Origin of the sequence: Planococcus sp. APC 3900 (genome assembly GCF_030407735.1) — a bacterium.
Lineage (GTDB): Bacteria > Bacillota > Bacilli > Bacillales_A > Planococcaceae > Planococcus > Planococcus notacanthi.
Window position 1 is genome coordinate 1 of the sequence record NZ_JASDCT010000011.1, and the last position, 20,869, is coordinate 20,869.

General features: G+C 42.7%; 19 protein-coding genes. 3 read left to right on the forward strand and 16 right to left on the reverse strand.

The genetic code is table 11. The features are described 5' to 3' along the window. The 10 genes from QMA04_RS16835 to QMA04_RS16880 form a co-directional block, all read right to left on the reverse strand. Nucleotides 1–351 (reverse strand): glycosyltransferase family 2 protein (locus QMA04_RS16835; protein ID WP_290187149.1); only part of this gene is annotated, 351 nt, incomplete at its 3' end. A 52-nt stretch (nucleotides 352–403) separates the two neighbouring features. Further along, nucleotides 404–1,036 (reverse strand): CatB-related O-acetyltransferase, encoded by a 633-nt coding sequence (locus QMA04_RS16840; RefSeq protein ID WP_290187150.1) that lies wholly within the window; start codon nucleotides 1,034–1,036, stop codon nucleotides 404–406. A gap of 32 nt (nucleotides 1,037–1,068) precedes the next feature. After that, nucleotides 1,069–2,172 carry a glycosyltransferase gene (locus tag QMA04_RS16845; RefSeq protein WP_290187152.1) on the reverse strand — a complete coding sequence of 368 codons (1,104 nt, stop codon included), beginning with the start codon at nucleotides 2,170–2,172 and terminating at the stop codon, nucleotides 1,069–1,071. Between the two features lie 57 nt (nucleotides 2,173–2,229). After that, complete coding sequence (locus tag QMA04_RS16850) at nucleotides 2,230–3,294, reverse strand: glycosyltransferase family 4 protein (protein ID WP_290187154.1); 1,065 nt, start codon at nucleotides 3,292–3,294, stop codon at nucleotides 2,230–2,232. 18 nt (nucleotides 3,295–3,312) lie between these two features. Then, nucleotides 3,313–4,173: an NAD-dependent epimerase/dehydratase family protein gene (locus QMA04_RS16855; protein ID WP_290187156.1), complete on the reverse strand. Its 861-nt coding sequence runs from the start codon at nucleotides 4,171–4,173 to the stop codon at nucleotides 3,313–3,315. A gap of 19 nt (nucleotides 4,174–4,192) precedes the next feature. Further along, nucleotides 4,193–4,795 carry a sugar transferase gene (locus QMA04_RS16860; protein WP_290187158.1) on the reverse strand — a complete coding sequence of 201 codons (603 nt, stop codon included), beginning with the start codon at nucleotides 4,793–4,795 and terminating at the stop codon, nucleotides 4,193–4,195. Between the two features lie 41 nt (nucleotides 4,796–4,836). Next, nucleotides 4,837–6,672 (reverse strand): polysaccharide biosynthesis protein, encoded by a 1,836-nt coding sequence (locus tag QMA04_RS16865; RefSeq protein WP_290187159.1) that lies wholly within the window; start codon nucleotides 6,670–6,672, stop codon nucleotides 4,837–4,839. 126 nt (nucleotides 6,673–6,798) lie between these two features. Beyond that, complete coding sequence (locus QMA04_RS16870) at nucleotides 6,799–7,566, reverse strand: tyrosine-protein phosphatase (RefSeq protein ID WP_290187160.1); 768 nt, start codon at nucleotides 7,564–7,566, stop codon at nucleotides 6,799–6,801. Nucleotides 7,567–7,615: 49 nt separating this feature from the next. Then, nucleotides 7,616–8,317, reverse strand: a complete 702-nt coding sequence (locus tag QMA04_RS16875; RefSeq protein ID WP_290187162.1) for a CpsD/CapB family tyrosine-protein kinase — start codon at nucleotides 8,315–8,317, stop codon at nucleotides 7,616–7,618. Nucleotides 8,318–8,321: 4 nt separating this feature from the next. Further along, the gene (locus QMA04_RS16880; RefSeq protein WP_290187164.1) at nucleotides 8,322–9,047 is read right to left on the reverse strand and encodes a YveK family protein; all 726 of its coding nucleotides are present in this window, start codon (nucleotides 9,045–9,047) and stop codon (nucleotides 8,322–8,324) included. Nucleotides 9,048–9,227: 180 nt separating this feature from the next. Between QMA04_RS16880 and QMA04_RS16885 the strand changes: the two genes are divergently transcribed. Continuing rightward, the gene (locus tag QMA04_RS16885; protein ID WP_290187166.1) at nucleotides 9,228–10,022 is read left to right on the forward strand and encodes an SGNH/GDSL hydrolase family protein; all 795 of its coding nucleotides are present in this window, start codon (nucleotides 9,228–9,230) and stop codon (nucleotides 10,020–10,022) included. A gap of 15 nt (nucleotides 10,023–10,037) precedes the next feature. Continuing rightward, a complete protein-coding gene (locus tag QMA04_RS16890) occupies nucleotides 10,038–10,961 on the forward strand; it encodes an LCP family glycopolymer transferase (RefSeq protein ID WP_290187168.1) in 924 nt (307 codons plus the stop codon). A gap of 951 nt (nucleotides 10,962–11,912) precedes the next feature. Here the strand turns inward: QMA04_RS16890 and QMA04_RS16895 are convergent. The 4 genes from QMA04_RS16895 to QMA04_RS16910 form a co-directional block, all read right to left on the reverse strand. Beyond that, the gene (locus tag QMA04_RS16895; RefSeq protein WP_290187169.1) at nucleotides 11,913–12,152 is read right to left on the reverse strand and encodes a hypothetical protein; all 240 of its coding nucleotides are present in this window, start codon (nucleotides 12,150–12,152) and stop codon (nucleotides 11,913–11,915) included. Nucleotides 12,153–12,353: 201 nt separating this feature from the next. Beyond that, nucleotides 12,354–13,514, reverse strand: coding sequence for a glycosyltransferase (locus tag QMA04_RS16900; RefSeq protein ID WP_290187170.1), 1,161 nt, complete (start codon nucleotides 13,512–13,514; stop codon nucleotides 12,354–12,356). Nucleotides 13,515–13,542: 28 nt separating this feature from the next. Then, nucleotides 13,543–14,505, reverse strand: a complete 963-nt coding sequence (locus tag QMA04_RS16905) for a GDP-mannose 4,6-dehydratase (protein ID WP_290187171.1) — start codon at nucleotides 14,503–14,505, stop codon at nucleotides 13,543–13,545. Between the two features lie 1,096 nt (nucleotides 14,506–15,601). Further along, entirely contained in the window at nucleotides 15,602–17,587 is a 1,986-nt protein-coding gene (locus tag QMA04_RS16910; protein ID WP_290187172.1) for a bifunctional 2',3'-cyclic-nucleotide 2'-phosphodiesterase/3'-nucleotidase, read from the reverse strand. Between the two features lie 911 nt (nucleotides 17,588–18,498). On the opposite strand from QMA04_RS16910, the gene QMA04_RS16915 reads away from it, so the two are divergent. After that, nucleotides 18,499–18,660: a hypothetical protein gene (locus tag QMA04_RS16915; protein ID WP_290187173.1), complete on the forward strand. Its 162-nt coding sequence runs from the start codon at nucleotides 18,499–18,501 to the stop codon at nucleotides 18,658–18,660. A gap of 77 nt (nucleotides 18,661–18,737) precedes the next feature. On the opposite strand, the gene QMA04_RS16920 is transcribed toward QMA04_RS16915, so the two are convergent. Beyond that, on the reverse strand, nucleotides 18,738–19,763 hold the full coding sequence (locus QMA04_RS16920; RefSeq protein WP_290187174.1) for an acyltransferase: 1,026 nt from the start codon (nucleotides 19,761–19,763) through the stop codon (nucleotides 18,738–18,740). A 145-nt stretch (nucleotides 19,764–19,908) separates the two neighbouring features. Further along, nucleotides 19,909–20,868: a patatin-like phospholipase family protein gene (locus QMA04_RS16925; RefSeq protein WP_290187175.1), complete on the reverse strand. Its 960-nt coding sequence runs from the start codon at nucleotides 20,866–20,868 to the stop codon at nucleotides 19,909–19,911. Nucleotide 20,869: the final 1 nt, after the last annotated feature.

Genomic DNA, 20,869 nt, shown 5'->3' on the forward strand with positions numbered 1-20,869 from the left:
TAGAAAACCAATATTATCAGCTAACAAACTTGTTAGCTTTTCAAAATTAGTATCTTTAACAATTGTGTCACTATTAAGAAAAACTAAAATGTCACCCGTACTTGTATATGCCCCGCTATTATTTGCTTTTCCAAAACCTAAATTTTCTGTACTTGCTATTATTTTGAAGTTAACCTTGTCAGAAAACTTTTTTTCCAAGTAGCAGACTGAATCATCATAAGAATCGTTGTCAACTACAATTACTTCATAATTTAATTTTTTTAACGATCTATTACCGAATATTGAATCTATACATTCTTCAGTCACGATTTTTGTATTATAGTTTACTATAATAAATGATAACTTTCTCACGATGCCACCTCCGCTATTAAAAACTAAACTAAATATGACATATTATAAAACTCTAAATATTATCATTCTTTTTTAATGCACTTTTTATTTCTTGAATAACCTCTAAATCACATTTTCGATATAAAAGTTCAATATTTTCTTCTACAAATTTTTCATCTAATAAACTAATATCTATATTTTCAAGCTCTTCTAAAATGTCTTTGTTAAACCTAAATTTCAAGTGTTTAGCAGGGTTTCCAGCGACAACTGAGTACGGCAATATGTCTTTAGTCACTACACTATTAGCTGCAATAATTGCTCCTTTTCCAATCTTAACTCCCGAGAGAATCATTGCATCCATTCCTATCCACACATCATCCTCAACTACAATTGCTCCCTTTGTCCAAGCTTCTTGTTTTTCTTTTAAAATCATAACTTTAAATGGAAAAGTAGAAAAGTTGTTTATTTCATGATTACCTCCCAATAAAAACTTGACACCTGAAGAAATAGAAACAAAACTGCCTATTTCTAATTTTTCATTTGCATCACCCCATGTAAACACATTTAAAGGTCCATAGCTATATTTACCAACGTTAACTAAGTTTCTAGGAAATAAGTTTTGAGGTGTAGTTGAGTTATTTAAATTATCGGCTCTCCATTTTTTTTTAAAAACAAACAGCTTAAAATACCTTAGAAAAAAATTCATTAGCTACCTCCTGATATCATTTGATTCAAATCTTATTTAATTATATTGCAATAAAAGTCACTCATGAACAGTGTACTTTCTTTGATATCGTATTTCTCCTTCACTAATCTATTACTAGATACTTTGTTTGATATTTCTGTGTTTGATTTCAAAATATATCGAGCCCATTCTTTTGCTGACAATTCTAAAGAAAGCCTTAATATATCATTTGATAGACATGCTTCAAGAGGAATATTATCAGAAATAACACAAGGAAGGTTCGAAGCTTGTGCTTCAATAACGGCTATACCTAACCCTTCGTATATCGACGGAAATACAAACGTATCCATCGCAAATAAGTAGTCAGAAATGTCGGATTGAGGATCAATAAATAACACTTTATTTTGTAAATTCATATTTTTAACTTTCTTTTTAATATACTGTTTATCTTCACCATCTCCAACCAGGAGCAATACACTTTCTTTTTCCATATAGTGTAATTCATTAAATATCTCAATTAAAAAACTATGATTTTTCGCATGAACAAACCGCCCTATATGACCAATCACTAATTTATTTGTTATTTCTAATTCTTTTCTTTTACGCAAACGTTTATCATTATCAAATAAAAAATTATCAGTATCTATTCCATTCTTAACTATGAAAAAGTTATTTCTTTTTGTAATTTCCTTTCCATATAGCCATTCTCCTGCTGTTTGGGAACAGGCTAGAAAGTAATCTGCGGTATACCTTATTGGAAACTGCAAGACATCTTTTACAAATGAACTAAATCCTGTTCCCGAAGATGTGCTGTGACTGTGAGAAATTGTAATTCTACTGAGTTTTTTTGCTATCTTTAAATATATTGAAGCTGTACTTCTCATATGACCATGAATAATTTTATACTCAGGATGTTGAACAAAAAAATCTTTCCATAATTTTTTATAAAGAATATGGTTTTTCCCAGTATATTTAGCTATTCTGTATACGATTCCACCTAGTGAATTTATTTCTTCTTCATAATCTCCTTTTTCTAACGTATGAACTACAAAATCAAACTGAATAAGATTGCGGTCAATATTTCTATATAAATTCATTATCATGGTTTCCGCACCGCCACGGTCTAGAGCCCCTAACACATGGAGAATTCTTATCATAGTTATTTCTTACTCCTACACTTTATATATTTTTAATTATATTAAAATAAGATTGAATTACAATATTTCTATCGAATTCTTTTTCAATTTTGGATCTGGATGTTTTACCCATTTCTTTTTTTCAGAGTAAGTTAAATTGATAAATTTTTCTATCTTTTCTATTAAGCTCTGAGTATTTTTCTTTTCGAAAGTATACCCATTTCGGCCTTCATCAATTGTTTCTCTGCAGCCAGGTATGTTTGAAGCTATTAAACTTCTGCCAGTAGCTGCTGTTTCTAATAATACGTTAGATAAACCTTCACCACCATGAGATGGCTGGATAAGACAGTTTACTTCTTCAATGAACGGTTTAACATTAGATTGATATCCTAAATAATTCACAAATCCTTCGCTTTCATATTGATTAATTAAATTATTATAGTGGGACTGTGACTTTTCAATAAAACCAATAATATCAAAATTTACTTCGGGATATTTTTTCTTAATCACTTTAGCTGCTTCTAAATACTGATCTATACCTTTATCCCGCATAATTCTACCAATAAAAACAAATTTTACTCTTCCATCCGGTGGGTATTTTACAAACTTATACTCATTTAAATTCACTCCTGAACCCGGAATTAATTTGTAAGGACCTTTTACGATATTGTTCTTAACTAAAGTATTCATATCCTCAGTGTTTTGGAAAAATACACATTTTGACTTCTTTAATCCTACTTTGTATAAATTAGTCAGTAAAAATTTTAATGCAGGGTTTCCGCTAAAACCACTTCCTAATCCTGTGATATTGTTAATACAGGGGATGTTTAGAATTCTGCAAGCTATTCCACCGTATAAATTTGGCTTTATAGTATACGTAAGTACTACATCCGGTTTTATGTCTTTTAGTATTTTTACGTAATGACCGACTAACTTCAAATCTGTTGCTGGATTTGTTCCTCTTCTATCTACATTTGTTTCAACAAATTTGCAGCCCCAACTAATCATTATGTCAACTTTTTCATCGTATGGAAGTGAAATATATACCTCATAGCCCTCGTTTAATAATCTTTGAATTAATTCTTTACGAAAGTTATAGATTACAAAACCATGATTACCTAATAATAGAACTTTTTTTTTCATAATACGTTTAGCCACCTATTAAATACTTTTTTCTACAGACTCTTTTAAATTTCTAATCTGATAAACTTCCTTATATTCACTAATACTCATATCATAAATTAAGTTCCCAAAAACCTTGTTCACAACGTTTATTTTACCAACCATAAGTTTTAGAAATGGGTTAAATATTTTTATAAGCAAAATCTTCTTCCCGCTAGCTTTGGCAATAACTCTAACCATTTCACTGGTCTTTATATATTTCTTGTTCTGTGGAAAAAACAAACCATGTTCTTCATTCTCGATAATCAATCTCAAAAACTCACTTAAATTATCTATGTGAAGCATACTGCGTTCATTATCGAAGTCAGGAAATACGGGAAGTACCTGAGCGAGCTTAACCAATTTCGGATAATTCCCTTTAGAATTCTTTCCATAAATCATAGGTGGTCGAATAACTGCAACCTTAAAATTTTCACTTTCAAGGAGTTTTATTCCCTCTTCTGCCTGGAGCTTACTATTTCCGTAGAAATTACTAGGCTTTGGCATCGTACTTCGATCAATAACCCTTTTGTCACTGCTACTGTCTCCGTAAACAATGATGCTGCTCATAAAGATGAACTGTTTAACACCCCAGCTCTTAGCAAATTCAGCAACTTCAATCGTAAGGTCCCGGTTCACTTTATAGTATTTCTCTTCCATTTTAGGATCTGTCGAGATATGAGCTATTCCTGCAACATGGAGAACAGAATCAAACTTCGAGAAATCGCTCCTCTTCCACTCTTCTCCACGTACTGAAATTTCTTCAATTTCATATTGATTAGGCCATTGGCTTAACCACTCTATTAAATTGGTACCGACATAGCTACCATTGCCAGTTATTAAGATTCTTTTTTTACTCATGTCTCATACACCTTTTGTATTAAGAATTTTTATTAGTTAAATCTGTGCCCTCTTTAACTCCATCACTCTTCAAAACACTAAAAACAGTCCCAAAGAATATCTTAAAGTCCAATACTGGACTCATCTTCTCAACATACTCTCCATCAATCTTCGCCTTAACCTCAATTGCCAATTCATCCCTACCGCTAATCTGCGCAAGCCCGGTCAGCCCAGGCAAAATATCATTCGCCTTATACTTATCCCGCTCCGCAATTAGATCATACTGATTCCATAATGCAGGGCGCGGACCAATCATACTCATTTCACCTTTTAAGATATTAAACAACTGAGGCAATTCATCTAAACTGGTCTTACGTAAAAACTTACCTGTTTTCGTAATGAAAAAGTCAGGTCTTTCCAACATATGGGTAGGCATATCATTAGGTGTATCGATTTTCATAGTCCGAAACTTCAAGATATTGAAATTCTTCTTGTCCTTCCCTATTCTTTTCTGTTTAAAAAGAATAGGTCCTGGTGAATCTATCTTTATGAAAATACATAGAAGCAGAAGAACAGGAGATAAACAGATAATAATTAATAGAGATAATGAAAAATCTAAAATTCTTTTCGTAAATGAGAACATATTGTTCTCCTTTCTATCTGCATTTTTTCTATTTACTTTTATTAAGCAGAACCTACTTCTACTTTCGGAGTTGCTACATTCTTCCGATTAGCCAACCCAACCAAAACATCCTTAACCTCATCATTCCGCATTTCAGGCAACTTCTCCAAAAGATACGTCAACTCACCCTCACTAATCGGATTCGCTTTTCCAATATAAATCTTCGGAAATACCTGTTCGGTTTGAATTTCATTTTCATTAAGCAGCTCTTCAAACAATTTCTCTCCTGGACGAATCCCAGAAAAATTAATGCCGATCTCGCCTTCAGAATAGCCAGATAAGCGAATCAAGTTCTGAGCCAGATCAACAATCTTCACAGGCTCTCCCATATCCAATACAAACACTTCCCCACCTTCAGCTAATGTTCCCGCTTGAATAACTAGACGAGAAGCTTCAGGAATGGTCATGAAATAACGAGTCATACGTGGGTCTGTTACAGTAATCGGACCTCCAGCTGCGATTTGTTTTTTAAACAAAGGGATAACCGATCCACGAGATCCGAGTACATTACCAAAACGCACAGCGGCAAATTTCGTTTCGCTGCGTTTCGCTAGGTTTTGGACAATCATTTCTGCAAAACGTTTTGTTGCGCCCATGACGTTCGGTGGATTCACGGCTTTGTCAGTAGAGACCATTACAAAATTACCTACTCCACTTAAATGCGCTGCTTCCGCTACATTCTTTGTTCCGTAAACATTGTTCTTTACCGCTTCCATCGGATTTCCTTCCATTAAAGGCACATGCTTATGCGCCGCTGCATGGTAGACAACATCCGGTTTGTAGGTATTCATGATATCCATAATGCGTTCTCTATCCTGGACATCAGCGATGATTGGAATGATTTCTGTATCAGGTGCTATTGTTTGGCGAAGCTCCATGTCTATCAGATAGATTGAGTTTTCACCGTGGCCTAGAAGCAATAGTTTTTTCGGTCCGAAGCGTGCAATTTGCCGTGAAATTTCAGATCCGATTGAACCGCCTGCACCGGTCACAAGAATCGTTTTGCTGGTCAATTGATCAGCAATTTTGTCCATATCCAGCTTAACTTCATCGCGTCCCAACAGGTCTTCAATTTTAACATCCTGAATATCCGTTACAGATACTTTACCCGTCATGATGTCTTCAATCATCGGGATTGTCTGTGTACGAATACCGGAGTCCATGCAGGTTTTAATCAGTTCAGCTGTTTCTTGCTTACCAAGTGAAGGAATCGCAATGATAATTGTATCGATTCGATTATCTTTGGCGATATCTGCAACGTTTTGGGTACCACCGTGGACTACACGCACACCATAAATATCAAGGCCTTGTTTGTTTTTATCGTCATCGACATACAATACTGGTAATAAGCCATTTTCAGGATTCGCAAGTAACTGACGTGCTACAAGGCTTCCTGCTTTACCAGCTCCTACGATTAGAGTGCGCTTCATCTCTGAGCCTTTATGGTTGATTGCTTTGTCACGGAACAAGCGCCATGATAAACGCGACCCGCCGATTAAAATGAGGTGCAGCATCCAGGTAATCGCTAATGCTCTGAAGAGCACATCTCCTCTATAAAGGTATTGTACAACTCCGATTGCGACGATTGACCAACTGACTGCTTTAAAAATAGAAGTCAATTCCCCGATAGAAGCATATTCCCAGACTTTCCGGTACAAGCCGTAATACATGGCCAAGACGTGATGCGCAACGAAAATCGTCAGCGCACTAGCCAACAGGAATTTGTTTTGTAATACATCGTTATAAGGATAAAGAACATAATAACCGATAAAAATGGAGAAAAAGACAATAAATGAGTCAACTATCAATAATAAAGAAACGCGGTTTTTCAAAGACAATAGGGGTCAATCCTTTCAATATCCATTACTTTCTACATATATACGTTAAAACCTTATTTATTCTAACATACTATTTATTGGAAATGATAGGATTTTATAAACAAAATAATACTTTTTTATTATTTATTAAGCAAATATATTCCACCATTTCCCTTTACGGATGTCTTCGGGCTCTAAAACATGTAAATGTTCACCCAACAAAATGCGTTCGTTGTTTTCCAGGAAGATGTCGACCATGTCATGCTGGTTCTTTTTCTCCAGGTAATCTAGTCCTTCATTGAACAGGAACGGACGCTTGTCCAGGCTATGTACATCCGATCCATAAACATGAATCAGATTAGCATCAATCAGGCTCATGGCCGTGCGTTGGATGGCTTTGCCGAAGCTGCCGGCAACTGATCCTGCTGTTACTTGCGCCATCGCTCCGTGAAGCAAAAGCTTCTTCAGTCGTTCCGGTTTTTCAATGATGCCCTGGTTACGTTCTGCATGTGCGATGATTGGTACGTAGTTGCTGGTGATCAATTGCTGGATGACGGGAACCGTATATGCCGGAATTCCAGATGAAGGCAATTCAAGCAGGACATATCGGGAACCTGCCATCGTCAAGGCTTCTCCAGCCAATAACCGTTCAGGCAATTTATCAGATAATCTACATTCCTGGCCGCTGTATATTTTTACGGGTAATTGCTCTTGTGCTATATAGCTGTTGACCAATTCCAGTTGCTTATTTAACGCAGCTAAGTTTGTTTGGAAATTCGGGTGAAAGGCGTGGGGGGTGGCGATAATGCCAGTCAATTGTTCTTCGACTGCTTTTTCAAGCAATCGTTTTGTCTGTTCCATTGTTTCTGCGCCGTCATCAAGTCCGGGCAGTATATGGGCATGTGTGTCGATCATGGTTGAGTCCTCCTTTGACGCTTTAAAAAAAGTAAAAAGGAAACCCTTTTTACTCTGTAGTTCCGTAATATTGATAATAATTATTATCTTTCGGCAAAGCGAAGTTATTCAGTACTGCACCAATTAAACGGCTATTGGAAGATTCAATGGCTTCTTTCGCTTTCAATGCCATATCTTTCTCCGTATTTCCTGAGCTGACCACAAGGATTGTGCCTTCGCATTTATTCGCTAAGATTTGTCCGTCCGTTACCGAAAGAACTGGCGGTGCGTCAAAGATGATCAAGTCATACTTTTCTTTCAAATCTTCAATCAACGTGGACATCGACTTGGAAGCTAACAATTCTGCCGGGTTCGGAGGAATCGGTCCGCATGTCATCAAGTCCAGGCGCTCAACCGCTGTGGGGCGGATAACTTCCTCAATCGAGTTTTGGCGCGTCAATACATTTGATAAACCGATTGTGTTCCCCATACGGAATGTGTAATGAGTTGTTGGTTTGCGCATATCACCGTCCACTAACAAGACTTTCTTACCTTCTTGTGCGAAAACCACAGCCAGGTTTGCCGAAGTTGTTGACTTCCCTTCTGAAGGTGCTGCAGATGTAACAACTAGCGTACGAATTTCTGAATCCGGTGATGAAAAGTTGATATTGGTACGCAATGTACGGAATTGCTCCGCTACGAATGAGCGAGGTGTTGTGAATGCGATGAGTTTACGCGCAGTTTCCTGCAAGACTTTTTTCTTTCTAGCCATTGCGTTACACCGCCTTTCTTCTGGATGAGGTAGTTGGTTCGTCTAACTTCGCTTCTTCTTTAATAGGAGAAATGACACCAAGCAAAGGTACGCCAAGGATGTCTTCAATGTCTTGTTCGTTCTTAATGGATGTATCCAAGTATTCCAATAGGAAGGCAATCCCCACTCCAAGCATTAGACCGATGACTGCGGCAATTGCCATGTTCAGCATTGGATTTGGTGCAACCGGTGATGGATTTTCTTTCAATACAGCTGGAGACAAGATCGAGACGTTATCGACGCTCATCAAATCAGAGATTTCACTTTCAAATACTTTCGCTGTTGTGTTAGCAATATCGACTGCAAGTGCTGGATCTTCGTCTTGTACGGTTACATTAACGACTTGTGAGTTTTCAGCAGTCGCAACCGTAATTTTACTGTTAAGCTGCTCGACTGACATATCAAGATCTAATTGACTTGATACTTCATCTAATATCGCCGGGCTTTTGATGATGACTGAATATGTATTGATCAATTGCAGATCGGTTTGGATGTTCTGGTTCGTCAATTGGGCAGCTTCTGAAGCTTCCTGGTTAACCAGGATTTGCGTAGAAGTCTGATACATCGGTGTCAGGACTAAAAATGACACAACCCCTGCAATCGTAATAGCCAAAATGGTCATAAGTGCAATCAATCCGGCCCGTTTTTTTAGGGTTTTGAACAGGTCTTGTAAACTGATGGTTTCTTCCATGTGGTAAGTATCTCCTTTTATTTTCATATTCTTATCATTAATGATTCATAAACAACATAAAATAGTATAGCATAGGAAAGAGTCGAAAGAACTTCCAATTTTAAAATGTTTTATAGGCTATTAGAATGATTTATGCTATCTTTATTTGTATGAATAGGTGTTTTTTGAAAGGAGCATTCCATGAAATTGTATAAAATTGGAGCTGTACTGGCTGTCATTATTTGTGTAATTGCACTAGTATTTAGCTACTTAACTTGGCAAAATAAACTGGAAAATGTATTGGAACAACCAGAAGAAGCTGTAGCGCAGACGAGTGAGAAAAAAGAAACAACCCAAAAAGAGAAACCAGTTAGTGACATTTCTGTGAACGTTAAGGAATTGTCGGCAAATGCCGATAAAGAAGTACAGGACTTGCTGATAGAGCGCAGTGATGAAGGCGAAACTGTGCAGCTCTTGATAGCCGGTTCAGCCGCATTGGATTCAGGTACTCCTGGCTATGCAGAACGCTTGAAGAGATCGCTGGAAACGAGTTACGAAGATTTCATTGAAGTGGACATTCTACCATTAACCGGAACATCTGAAGCATTGATCGGCGGCAAGATCGATTTGTCTGCTGGCTATGACATCATTTTGCTTGAGCCGATGACGTTGATGAACAACGACCGCATCGCGATCGAGCAAGAGCGTGAACACATCGGTGAGTTCAATACAGCAGTTACTGCTGAAGTGGAAGATGCTATCGTAGTGCTTCATCCTCCGCAGCCAATTTATGGGGCTGGCTATTATTTAGCACAGGTTTCTGCGTTGGAAGAATTTGCAGCAATCTACGACTATGCTTATATTGATCACTGGTCCGCATGGCCGGATACAGACAACGAAGAGTTGAAAGACTTTTTGACTGAAGATGGACTTCCGAACGACAAAGGCGCAGAATTATGGGCAGAAGAACTTGAAGCGTATTTTATCGCTGAATAAAAGGGGCAATTTTTGATGGGCAGAAGAGAGAAAAGAAACAAGAAGAAAAAATGGCCGTGGGTTGTCGGGATTCTTGGATTGATTGTTATCGGTCTTGGCATTTACTTGTTTACGGTATATAACAGTTTCACCAATACACTTGATGAAATGCACGAACCGATCGATCGCGAAGCTTCAGAAAAACGCGCGACGGACCAGGAACTTTCGTTAACTGAACAAGATCCGTTTTCTGTCTTGCTGCTGGGTGTGGATGAACGTGAAGACGATCGCGGACGTTCGGATACAGTGGTTGTGATGACGATCAATCCGGCAGAGAAATCGACGAAGATGGTCTCCATCCCACGTGACACGTATACGGAAATTGTCGGCCGCGGCACAACGGATAAGATTAACCACGCTTATGCTTTCGGTGGCATTGAAATGTCATTGGCGACGGTAGAGAATTTATTGGATATTCCGATTGACTACGTGATGCAGGTGAACATGGAAGGCTTTAAGGATATTGTTGATGCAGTCGGTGGAGTTGAAGTCAACAACACGATGGCTTTTGACGATTACCCTGCAGGCACGATTCAATTGAATGGCGATGAAGCATTAGGTTACGTGAGAATGCGTAAGCAGGATCCGGAAGGCGACTTCGGCCGCCAGAACCGCCAGAAGCAAGTGATCCAGGCGATTATGAAAGAAGGCGCTTCGGTTAACAGCTTGTTGAACTATAAGGATATCTTTACTGCACTTGGTGACAATGTCCGCACGAACATGACGTTCGACGAGATGATGGATGTCCAATCGAATTACCGCGATGCGATCGGCACAGTCGACCAAATGATTGTGGAAGATGGTTATGGTGAAACGATTAATGGCATCTGGTATTACATGATGGACGATGCCGAGTTGGCAGAGATCCAGTCGACGTTGAAAGAGCATTTGGAGATGTAAGTATTAAGAGCGCAACCCCGTTCCGGGGCTGTGCTCTTTTGTTTTGTCCGTTTCTGTAAGTCGCTTCGGTCGCTTAGGGCATGGCTCACGCCATGAGCCGAGAAGAACACTCGTCTCACAGCTCCGCCCAGCCCGGTTACGCGCCTCAGCTTGGTGGTTGTGGAATGCTCAGCAAACTTTCTATGTGTAGGAGAAGTGAGAGAGTGGTTCTGGAATCGCTTGGCAGCAATGGTGCACGCGCCGGCGCTTGGAGGGATGACCGTTTGAGAAGGTTTTATGGTTGCTGGGGTTAGACACAAATGTTCCTCAATTTGTGGCTCACCCGTTATCGTCCCTGTGTCGGACTCAAATGCCCTTCAATTTGTGGCCGACACAGGGACGTGCTCCCTCGCTGCAATATTATTAATTGAAAAGAATATAGAGTTGGAAAAGTGGTTTTGTACGGTTCTATAAATCGCTCTGGTGCTCTGGAATGAACTCCCGCGATAAGCCGGGCCACGCTTCGCTTGCCAGTCTTATCGCTCCGTCCATTCCTGGACGCACCTGCCGCTTGGTTTTCAAGGAATACGCAGCAACCTTGTGATTTGTGTGGGAGTAAAGTGGGTGTGGCTCTCAAATCGCTCGGCGTGATGGTGCACACGCCTTCGCTTAGAGAAGAATCGGCCTGGATTTGCGGGTTGCCGAGGTGAGACACAAATGTTCCTCAATTTGTGGCTCACCCGTTGCCATCCCTGTGTCGGACTCAAATGCCCCTCAATTTGTGGCCGACACAGGGACGTGCTCCCAAGCTGAGATCCTACAAATAGCCATCAATAAAGAGATTTCGGAGTATGTTCGAGGGGTTCTGTAAATTGTATGGGAATTGCGCGGGTGCCTGGCACCCGCTCAATTCTCCCCACACAAAAACCCGCTCCTGTCGATCAGGAAGCGGGCTTTAATTAGTGATTTAACTTAGCGGACCATCTGGCTCGCTGAGAAAATCATCACTTTTTTTTTATATTCGCCGAACTTTAATTTTTTCAGATCGTATTCATGAACAAAATGCATAAAGGCTTGGCGTGTCATTCCTAATCTCTTAGCACTCACCGATGGCCCTAAATCTTCCTTGATGTAGAGGTCTTTCATGACTTCTACTAAGGCTTTGTTATGCTGTCGCTCTACTTTTTCTCTATAAGCGTCAAATTCCATCATAAGCCCTTCATCTCACTTCCCAATGGATTGTAGTAGGTCTTGCGTAACTTCCCCTTACTTGTATTTTTATTATAACTTCTATCTACCTACATTACTAGTCTATTTGGCATGTTTTTTCCTATAAATTTATGATATTCCCAATAAAAAAGTTCGTTGTTAAAAATTTCTGTCTATTGTTGAGGGTGTATTCCCCTATTTGGCTTAGTGCAGCCGGATCATATAGGGTTTGGTTTCTGCTTCCCTGATGAACTTCTCCATCACTTGATTGCTTTCAAATTCCCTCGCTTTCACGCGGTCGCATCTGGAGATTTTTTTATATTCCTTTTGGCTCGACAGCAGTTTTTCAATTTGCGCTTCTACAAATATAAGTTCTTTGTCTTCATTCAATGTATCTCCGCTTTCATATGGCGGCAATTGATGGAGAAAGCCTTTGCTCAATCCGTTAGGGTCGTTAATTTTGGTGGTGATGGCTGGAATGCCACAGCCTGCCGCTTCAATGAGGGAAACCCCCATGCCGACAAAACAGAATGTATTCTGCAAGGCACGTTTTTTGTCCTCATACGTAAAGGCGCCGTGCATAAAGATGTGATCACGTGCCGGAGAGTTGGCGATTTTATTGCGCAGATCGTCTTCTCCTTGTCCTGTACCGTAAATATGGTAAGTGAATTCCGGATCGATTTGGATCAGCCTTTCCATGATGTCGACCATATAATAGTTATAGGTACGGAAATGGGACAGCTGACCAATAGAGACGATGCGGCGCGAATTAAAGTTGCCCAAGGTTTTCGCTTCCGAGCAGAAGTCCAGCGGCATCGGAAAAATGGTATCGTTTACACGCTCCCCGATTGCTTCTTCAGTCAACTGTTTGATGGAAGGATTCATGAACATCAGCTTTTTGTAGTATTTCGGATCGATCAGCTTGAGGAATTTGACGACGCTGCTCACGCTTTCCTGTTTGTAGCTTTCCGGATGGTAGACGCCGGACATGCGTTTTTTCGCAGGTATGAGATAAGACAGCAAGAACGACATCGGACCGAATGAATAAACCAAATCGAATGTTTCGTCAAAACGTTTGCTCAGCATCTTCGTCGCCAGCCACATGTTAACGGAAGGATCACTCGGATCTTCATCCACTACAATGGTGACGTTTTCGAGCGTTTCCAACTGGCGCAGCAAAGGACCGCCACTGCTGTACAAGAACAAGGTGACGTTGTAATCGTGGTCGCTAAGCCATTTGGCCATCCGGACCACCAGCATCTCCACCCCACCGGGCTTCATGTTCTTATGTATCAACGCAATCGATTTGATTGAACGGGTCTGTTTGGTTAATTGAAAGAAATGATTATTGCTAAAGTTAATCATGCGGTCACCTCATCTGATGGAATTGGATCTAGCTGTTCTTCAGGAATTCTGCTTGATTGTATTTTTTAAAATACCAGTCGAGCGTTGTGCGCAGACCGTTTTCGAATAACGTGAATGGTGCGAAACCCAGAACTTGTGGCTGTGAGATGAAAGCCGCTTTAGAGTGGAGCAATTTATCTCTGAGAGATGTTTTATTTCCCGGGAAATTGTCTTCAAACATGGCTTGGATCTGGTCGGCAAGCGCATTGTCTGTGACACGGATATTAAAACCGGTTTCATAAAATTGCCCAGCGTCTCCCAGGTGGAAGACGGTATCAATCGCTTCGCATAAGTCTGCGATGAACAGCCAGTCGCGTGTCTTGTCGCTGGCTTTAGTGGAGAGCAGCGATTCATTGTTAAGCGCGTTAAGGATCATTCTTGGAATCATTTCATCTTCCTGCTGCATCGGCCCGAATGCTTCCGGGCTGGCGGTGGTGACGATGTTGAGACCGGTCTTCTCGTGGAATCTTTCTATCAGTTCATCCGCATTGGCTTTGCTGATGCTGTAGAGGTTGTTGTTTTCGTTGTGCGCCAGTGAAATATGGTGGAAACGGGATGCCGCGTATTTCGCTTTCGGCTGATGGCCGTTTTCCATCCAGGCGTTTTGCGCTGCCTGCAACAGGTTCTCCAGTCCGAGCACATTGGTTTGTTCATAGAGACGGATTTCGCCGACACGGTTGGCATCGCGCGTTTCTGCTGCGAAATGGAGGACGTCGGTTATGTCGTATTGCTCGAATATGTGGTTGATGGCATAGGCATTCCGGATATCTACGCGATGAAAGGCGTAGCGTGCTGACTGTTCCGGGCAATCAATGTTCTCCGGATGGGCAGCGACGGTGTTGTAGTCGATGTTGATCAATTGGTAGTCGGGGTATTTGTTCAAATAATAACGGATCATGTTCGACCCGATAAATCCATGGCCCCCAGTGACAAGTATGGTCTTGGCGCTCATAGCCTTTCACCTCCCTTGCTGGAATGTTTGTTAAACGGAGTTATTGAGCACTATAGACTAGTCCTCCACTCCTTTTGTACCAGGAATACTCTTAATCCTAGGAGGGTAATGTTAAAACCAGGTTAAAAGATTCTGTTTTCTAAATATTTAATTATTATACCCCGTAAATGGATAAATTGCAGTACTATTTATAAAAATTACCAGTCTTTCGATATAGATTTCTAAAAAATAGTCATGACTATTTATATAAATGGAAAATATTAAATGTTAATTAACTTGTTCGAAGGATAAATTTATGGTGTTGTAGAGGATTTTAGTTCTTATGGTTTAGGAGTGATGAGTGGCAACGATCTTGGGGTGAAGAGGAAATGATTGGCTCTTATGCTTTTCGCTGGCGAAAAGCTGGCATGTTAGAGGAGCGCAGCGGATCGCTCTTAGTTTTTGGGTTGTGGCGGTTAAGTGAGTGAGGAGTTGGATGCTTTTATATGTAGAATTCGTAGTTCTAAGTTCCTTTTTGGGGGTCTTACGTGAAAATTTGATGTGGTTACCTGACTATTTCTAGTTTATACATGAACTATCTATCCCCTTACCTGCACAATCTCCTTCCTTACCTAAATTCGAGCTGTTCTCTAAAAGTTCAAGGTCTTGAATGGAAGCTGTTCGCCTGGCGAACAGCCTGGTATAAGAATCAACATGTTCTTACAGAATGTCTCTCACACACAGGGATTGGCCTTTCCACTTTAAGTTCGCTACTTATTCTCCTATTTTCACGAAATTCTTGTAGATATGCAGAAACTTCATGTAGAGAAGCAACTTGTTGAGGTAGAAGCATCCCCTTACTCCGGTAAAAGCGGCATAAAACCATGTAGAACCCTAAAAACTATATGTCACCACATCACACCAAGCGACGACGCGTGCACCACCGCTGGCGAGCGTGGCCAGAACTTCACACACTTTACCTACTCCACAAACAATGTGTGGTCTACTATCTTCTACACTCCAAGCTGAGCCGCGGCAACGGAGAGGACAGAGCGTTTAAAAAATTCGGCAGAAATAAAAAATTGTGTGGGTGCCAGGCACCCACACAATTCTCAAACTATTTGATAGCCAATCCGTATTTGGCAAAACCGTTGGCCGCTGCTTCGAGGTAGCTGATGCCGCTGTCTGCGGGAATCAGGCTCTGGGCTGCTGCTGAGGTTTCGAAGACAAGGTTCGGGTCGCCTGTGATCGGTGTGAATGCCCAGTTGTTGTCTGCTGATGGATCGATGGTGCCGACTTCGACCATGTATTCCTGGATCACTTGGCGGTTTTCGTAGGCATAGTCGATGGTTTCCGTTGCGTTCCGGACGCCTGGGAAGTTGCCGCTTGCACGGTAGTTGTTTGTTACGACCAGGAATTCCTGATCCGCCGCTACGACTGTGCCCTGGTAAGAAAGGTTCTTGATGCGGCTTGCAGTTTCATTGACAGTATTGCCGTCTGCATCGTATTTGGCTGGTTGTGTGATGTCGATTTCGTAGGTTACGCCATCGATGACGTCAAAGTTGTAGGTGCGGAAATCCGGGTTGATGAGTTGCTGCTCGCCGGTTGCTGCTGGATCGATTTGCAGGAATTGGCCTGCTGACATCTCCAGCCATTCTTTCAGGTCCGCTCCAGTCAGTTTCAACGCGAACACTGTGTTGTCGAAAACATACAGGTCTGCGACGTTTTTGATGGCGATTTGGCCGGTTGCGATGTTGGTGTAATAATCGCCGCCGTTGCGTCCGCCTGCTTTAAATGGTGCGGCTGCTGACAACAGTGGCAAGTCCGCATTGGCTGTATCTTTTCTCTTTTGGTCGACATACCAGCTTTGAGCGTTGTTGACGATTTGGATCGATGGATCGTCTTTTACGAGTGAGAAATAGCTGTTGATCGGCGCGGTTGTTTCACCAACCGGACTGCGGACGTATTCAATTGTCCCTTCATGTGTTTCTTTGACGGCTTCAACGACTTGTTCTGCCACTTCGTCTGTGGTGGAATCAATGGCGCGTAGCTCTGCTTTTTCGTTAGAGATGTCCCATGTGTTGCCTTTTTTCACGAGTGTCAGGTCAATGACGCCCAAATGGCTGCCGAATTTACCAGGCATCACCACAGGTGTGCCGTTAATCAGGCCGTTTTCCTGGTCGACGTTGGCTAATTCTGAATACGAGCCTGGGAACAGGTCATGGTTGTGGCCGGTGATGATGGCGTCAACGCCTTCCACTTCCGTCAGCTGATAGGTAATGTCTTCTTCCCCCACTTCGTGTGTTTCGTCACCCATCCCTGAGTGCGACAGGACGACGACCACGTCAGCGCCTGCTTTTTCGACTTCCGGCAGGAATTTCTCGACGGATTCGACGGCGTCTTCAGCGACGACTTTGCCGTCCAGGTTGGCGCGGTCCCATTTCATGATGTGCGGAGCCACGACGCCGATGACGCCGACTTGGATGGTGTGTTTGCGGCCTTTGCTGTCAACGACTTTTTTGTCGATGATGGTGTAAGGGTTGTAGCGGTTTTCGCCGGTTTCGGCATCATAGACGTTGGCGTTGAGGACCGGGAACGGCGCTTCTTCGAGTGCATTGTCCAGGTAATCGAGGCCAAAGTTGAATTCATGATTGCCGAGCGTCGAGGCATCGAAATCGAGTGATTCGAGTGCGGCGTACGCTGGGTGCAGTTCGTCTTCACCGAGCGGATCTTGTGTGACTTTGTAGCCGCCGAATGGCGTGCCTTGGATCAGGTCGCCATTGTCGAATAGGAGTGTGTTGCTGTTTTCTTCGCGGGCTTGCTCGATCAAGACGCCGGTTTTGGCGAGGCCGAGCGCATTGGAGATTTTGTCCTGGTAATAGTCATAGTTGACGAAATTGGTATGAAGGTCGGAGGTGCCAAGAATCTGCAGCGAAACTTCCTGCGCGTTCTTGGGATTGCCGCCTTTGCCCCAGCCGTTGTCATTTCCTTGTCCTTTAGCGGGTGCATCTGATGCTGCGAGTGCAGGTACTGCAGCCAATAAGCTGCTCATGGCTAAAACGGATGCTGCGGTTACGGCTGTAAGCTTTTTCTGGATTGTCATCTGTCCATCTCCTCGTAGTTAGAATTGCGGGTCAATTCCAGTATACCTTTCGGTTGCCGAAATGGAATGTGTGAGGAGACCTAATTATTGTTAAAGTTTGGTGTGGGGGATGTAAATTTATGTAGGGTGATTGGGTTCTGAAATGGTTGTCTTTAAGTGGTATGGGGGTGGAGAAATCGCTTCAGGCGGACGCTTTCCTGCGGGCTTGCGCCGAACTAACTCGGGCTCGGGGCCCGAGTGGATTTCGGCACTTCGCTATCCCGCTGGAGTCGCCGCCTTCTGCTCTTTCTTTAGGGTACTTCATATAGTAGAAAGTGAGAGGTAAAATGTTATCATTGTGGCAATTTTATGATGAAATGGTGAAATGACAGAAGTGTATAGAAGGACATCTTATATAGTGGTGATTTTGAACTTATTGCTTTTCGTCTGCAAAAAGCGGGCATTTCGGAGGAGCGCAGCGGATCACTCCTGGTTTTGTTTTGGTGAGTGATCGTGAGTCATGGGCGGAACGCTTCTATATGAACAAATCGTGTTTCTACCACAACTTTTGGGGCGGCTACCTGAACATGTCATCTTTCTACGCTGACTATTCGATTCTATACATGAACTAGTTGCTCCTTTACCTCTACATTTTCCTTCCTTACCTGCATTCGAGCTGTTCTATAAAAGTTCAAGAGCGTGAATGGAAGCTGTTCGCGTGGCGAACAGCCTTTTTAGCGGGGTTTTGCTGGATTCGTGTAGAAACGTGAAGACTTCATGTAAGAAAGCAAGTATGTCAGGTAAGAGCATCTCCTTTCTATAGAAGAAACTCGAGTTGTTGAGGTAGAACGGCCAATTCTTCAGGTAGGAATGCAAGACTCCCTGCGTGCTATACTGGAGCCAAAGCTAGTTGGCTGACGAGGAGGGATGGCATGTTCCTGAGTATTCTTCTTTTATTCGCAGCAATCGCCGGCATCGTCTATGGGACCCGGCACAAGAATGAGAAATGGATTGTGGGATCGACGGTTTTATTGGTGGCGATCTTGCTGTTCTATGTCTTTATCTACTTCTATTTTATGCAAACTCCTTTCTAATTATTGTGTGCGTGCCAGGCACGCACACAATTCCAGCACAAAACCCGCCTTCTCTCGAGAAGGCGGGTTTGTTTTTTCTATGGCACGAGCCGGTTGACTACCGGTAGTTTTTGCATGGCCAGGATGATGCCGAACGAGATGATGAAAATCAACAGCCAGATGAGCGGTACGCTGATGATGGGATTGAAGGTCATTTCATTGAGCCCGAAGAATTTATTCAGGTAAATCTGGATGAGCGGGTGAATGACGTAAATGCCGAATGTGGCAGTGCTGATTCGGGTGATCAGGGCGTTCGGTTTGATTTTTTTGCTCATGTGCTGGAAACCGATGAAGATGAACAGCGTGATGAACAAGGCGTTCGGGCGGTAATGCTCGTAGAAGAAGTCGTCGAATTCGTCTGCGGGCAGTCCGGCGTTCAGGTAATAGGTCCCCCACAGCGTTATAAAGTAGCTGGCGATGGCAAGTATGCCGAGCGGCAGCAAGTACTTTTTGGGCACCGGGTAGAGCACCAGGTACGCGCCGAGCAGGAAGTAGCCGATGTAGGGTTCGAATAAACCGGGCGTCAGGGCGAGTTCAAATTCGAAGAACTTCGGCAAAAACGGCAGGAAGCATGAAAAGATGATCCAGAACAACAGAAAAGCCTGGAAGGTTTTCTTGTCCATGTGGACGACGAGCAGTTTCAGGAATGGCGCCATGATGTACAAACCGGTGATGGTGTACAGGAACCACAAGTGGTAATAGATATCATCGGTCAGGAACTGGACGAGGATTTCGTAGGCGGTATAGGATTCTCCCAGCTCGTAGATGTTGTAAAGCGTATAGATGAAACTCCAGAAGATGAGCGGAATGACGACTTTCGACAAGCGCTTTTTGAGGAATTCGCTGACGCTTTCTTCTTTGTCACGCGTCAGCAGCAATGCGCCGCTGAGCATGAAGAATACCGGCACGCACCAACGCAAACCGGCATCGAACATATTGGCGAAATGCCAGATCCAGTCGTCGGTGGTGGTATTGTTGATGATTTTTGATACTACATGGATGCCGACGACCACAAAAATCGACAAGGCCCGCAGCCAATCCATATAGTCGTATCTTCTGGCCATGTGGGCAACTCCTTTTTATGTATATGGGTATGTTATTGTGTGGGTGCCAGGCACCCACACAATTCAATTCTTAATTTCCTCCATCAGTTTAGCGTGTTTTGAGGCTGCAATCCAATACGAATTGATTACAAGTGTATGACAAGTTTTATTCCATCAACTGACGGCACAGGATATCGATTTCTTGACGGCGTTCGTCCAGCAGCTGTTGGCCGAGTCCGACGAGGGCGTTGAGGTTTTGTTCGGAACCGTCATCGAGTTGTTCGGTGCCCGGCTGCAGAAGCTCGATCTGGAAGCGGTAATAGCGCTTTGCCTTGTCCCGCTCGGGCAGGACGAAATCCAGCTGGTAATCGACGACGTCTGAGCTGCCGTCCATGAGGATATACCAGAGCGGACGCGCCCAGCCGAGCAGCCCCCAGGTTCTGAAGCGTTCGAAATCGATGCTCAGCTGGGGATTTCCGGTTCCGAGCGATACCACCAGCAGATCTTCGTCAGGAAACAGTTCTTTGGCTTCGGCGTAGGCGCACATCGCCGGATTGTTGGCGAACACGGCGCCGTCGATAAACGTCGCATCGGGGTATTCTTTGATTTTCTTCGGCACAAAATAAGTCGGCGCGGCGCTTCCGGCGCGGGCAACGTCCCGCATGAGCACGTCTCTTTCAATTTTCTTCGTCCGGATATCCCCACTTTTGAAAAAAGCAGTATAGCGCCCATGGATTTCATAGCTCGGAACCACCACGTTCACCAGCGCCTCGGAAAGCATCGTATGCCCAAAGTATTTTTTCAACGCTTTTTCAAGTGCCCGTGCGTGGTAGCGCCGCGTGAAAATGCCGCGGGTGATTTTGAAGAACAGTGATTTATCGAAGATTTCGTGAGATTCCTCTAAATAAAATTGCAGAAGCTGTGTTGCGGAATAACGTGGTTGTGTTTCTATTTTTCTATCCGGTGCGACCAATCCAAGCGCCAGGATTCCGCCAGTGGATGTTCCGACGACCAGATCAAACAGTTCGGCAATCGGCTTGCCAGTCTGTTCTTCGATTTCTGCCAGCACCATCGCCGGGATGATGCCCCGGACTCCCCCACCATCAATGGCAAGAATTTTCCTCATT

Coding starts and splice junctions, on each gene's coding strand:
- QMA04_RS16840 (WP_290187150.1), bottom strand. CDS start 1,036: ATGAATTTTTTTCTAAGGTATTTTAAGCTGTTTGTTTTTAAAAAAAAA.
- QMA04_RS16845 (WP_290187152.1), bottom strand. CDS start 2,172: ATGATAAGAATTCTCCATGTGTTAGGGGCTCTAGACCGTGGCGGTGCG.
- QMA04_RS16850 (WP_290187154.1), bottom strand. CDS start 3,294: ATGAAAAAAAAAGTTCTATTATTAGGTAATCATGGTTTTGTAATCTAT.
- QMA04_RS16855 (WP_290187156.1), bottom strand. CDS start 4,173: ATGAGTAAAAAAAGAATCTTAATAACTGGCAATGGTAGCTATGTCGGT.
- QMA04_RS16860 (WP_290187158.1), bottom strand. CDS start 4,795: ATGTTCTCATTTACGAAAAGAATTTTAGATTTTTCATTATCTCTATTA.
- QMA04_RS16870 (WP_290187160.1), bottom strand. CDS start 7,566: ATGATCGACACACATGCCCATATACTGCCCGGACTTGATGACGGCGCA.
- QMA04_RS16875 (WP_290187162.1), bottom strand. CDS start 8,317: ATGGCTAGAAAGAAAAAAGTCTTGCAGGAAACTGCGCGTAAACTCATC.
- QMA04_RS16880 (WP_290187164.1), bottom strand. CDS start 9,047: ATGGAAGAAACCATCAGTTTACAAGACCTGTTCAAAACCCTAAAAAAA.
- QMA04_RS16885 (WP_290187166.1), top strand. CDS start 9,228: ATGAAATTGTATAAAATTGGAGCTGTACTGGCTGTCATTATTTGTGTA.
- QMA04_RS16890 (WP_290187168.1), top strand. CDS start 10,038: ATGGGCAGAAGAGAGAAAAGAAACAAGAAGAAAAAATGGCCGTGGGTT.
- QMA04_RS16895 (WP_290187169.1), bottom strand. CDS start 12,152: ATGATGGAATTTGACGCTTATAGAGAAAAAGTAGAGCGACAGCATAAC.
- QMA04_RS16900 (WP_290187170.1), bottom strand. CDS start 13,514: ATGATTAACTTTAGCAATAATCATTTCTTTCAATTAACCAAACAGACC.
- QMA04_RS16905 (WP_290187171.1), bottom strand. CDS start 14,505: ATGAGCGCCAAGACCATACTTGTCACTGGGGGCCATGGATTTATCGGG.
- QMA04_RS16910 (WP_290187172.1), bottom strand. CDS start 17,587: ATGACAATCCAGAAAAAGCTTACAGCCGTAACCGCAGCATCCGTTTTA.
- QMA04_RS16915 (WP_290187173.1), top strand. CDS start 18,499: ATGTTCCTGAGTATTCTTCTTTTATTCGCAGCAATCGCCGGCATCGTC.
- QMA04_RS16920 (WP_290187174.1), bottom strand. CDS start 19,763: ATGGCCAGAAGATACGACTATATGGATTGGCTGCGGGCCTTGTCGATT.
- QMA04_RS16925 (WP_290187175.1), bottom strand. CDS start 20,868: ATGAGGAAAATTCTTGCCATTGATGGTGGGGGAGTCCGGGGCATCATC.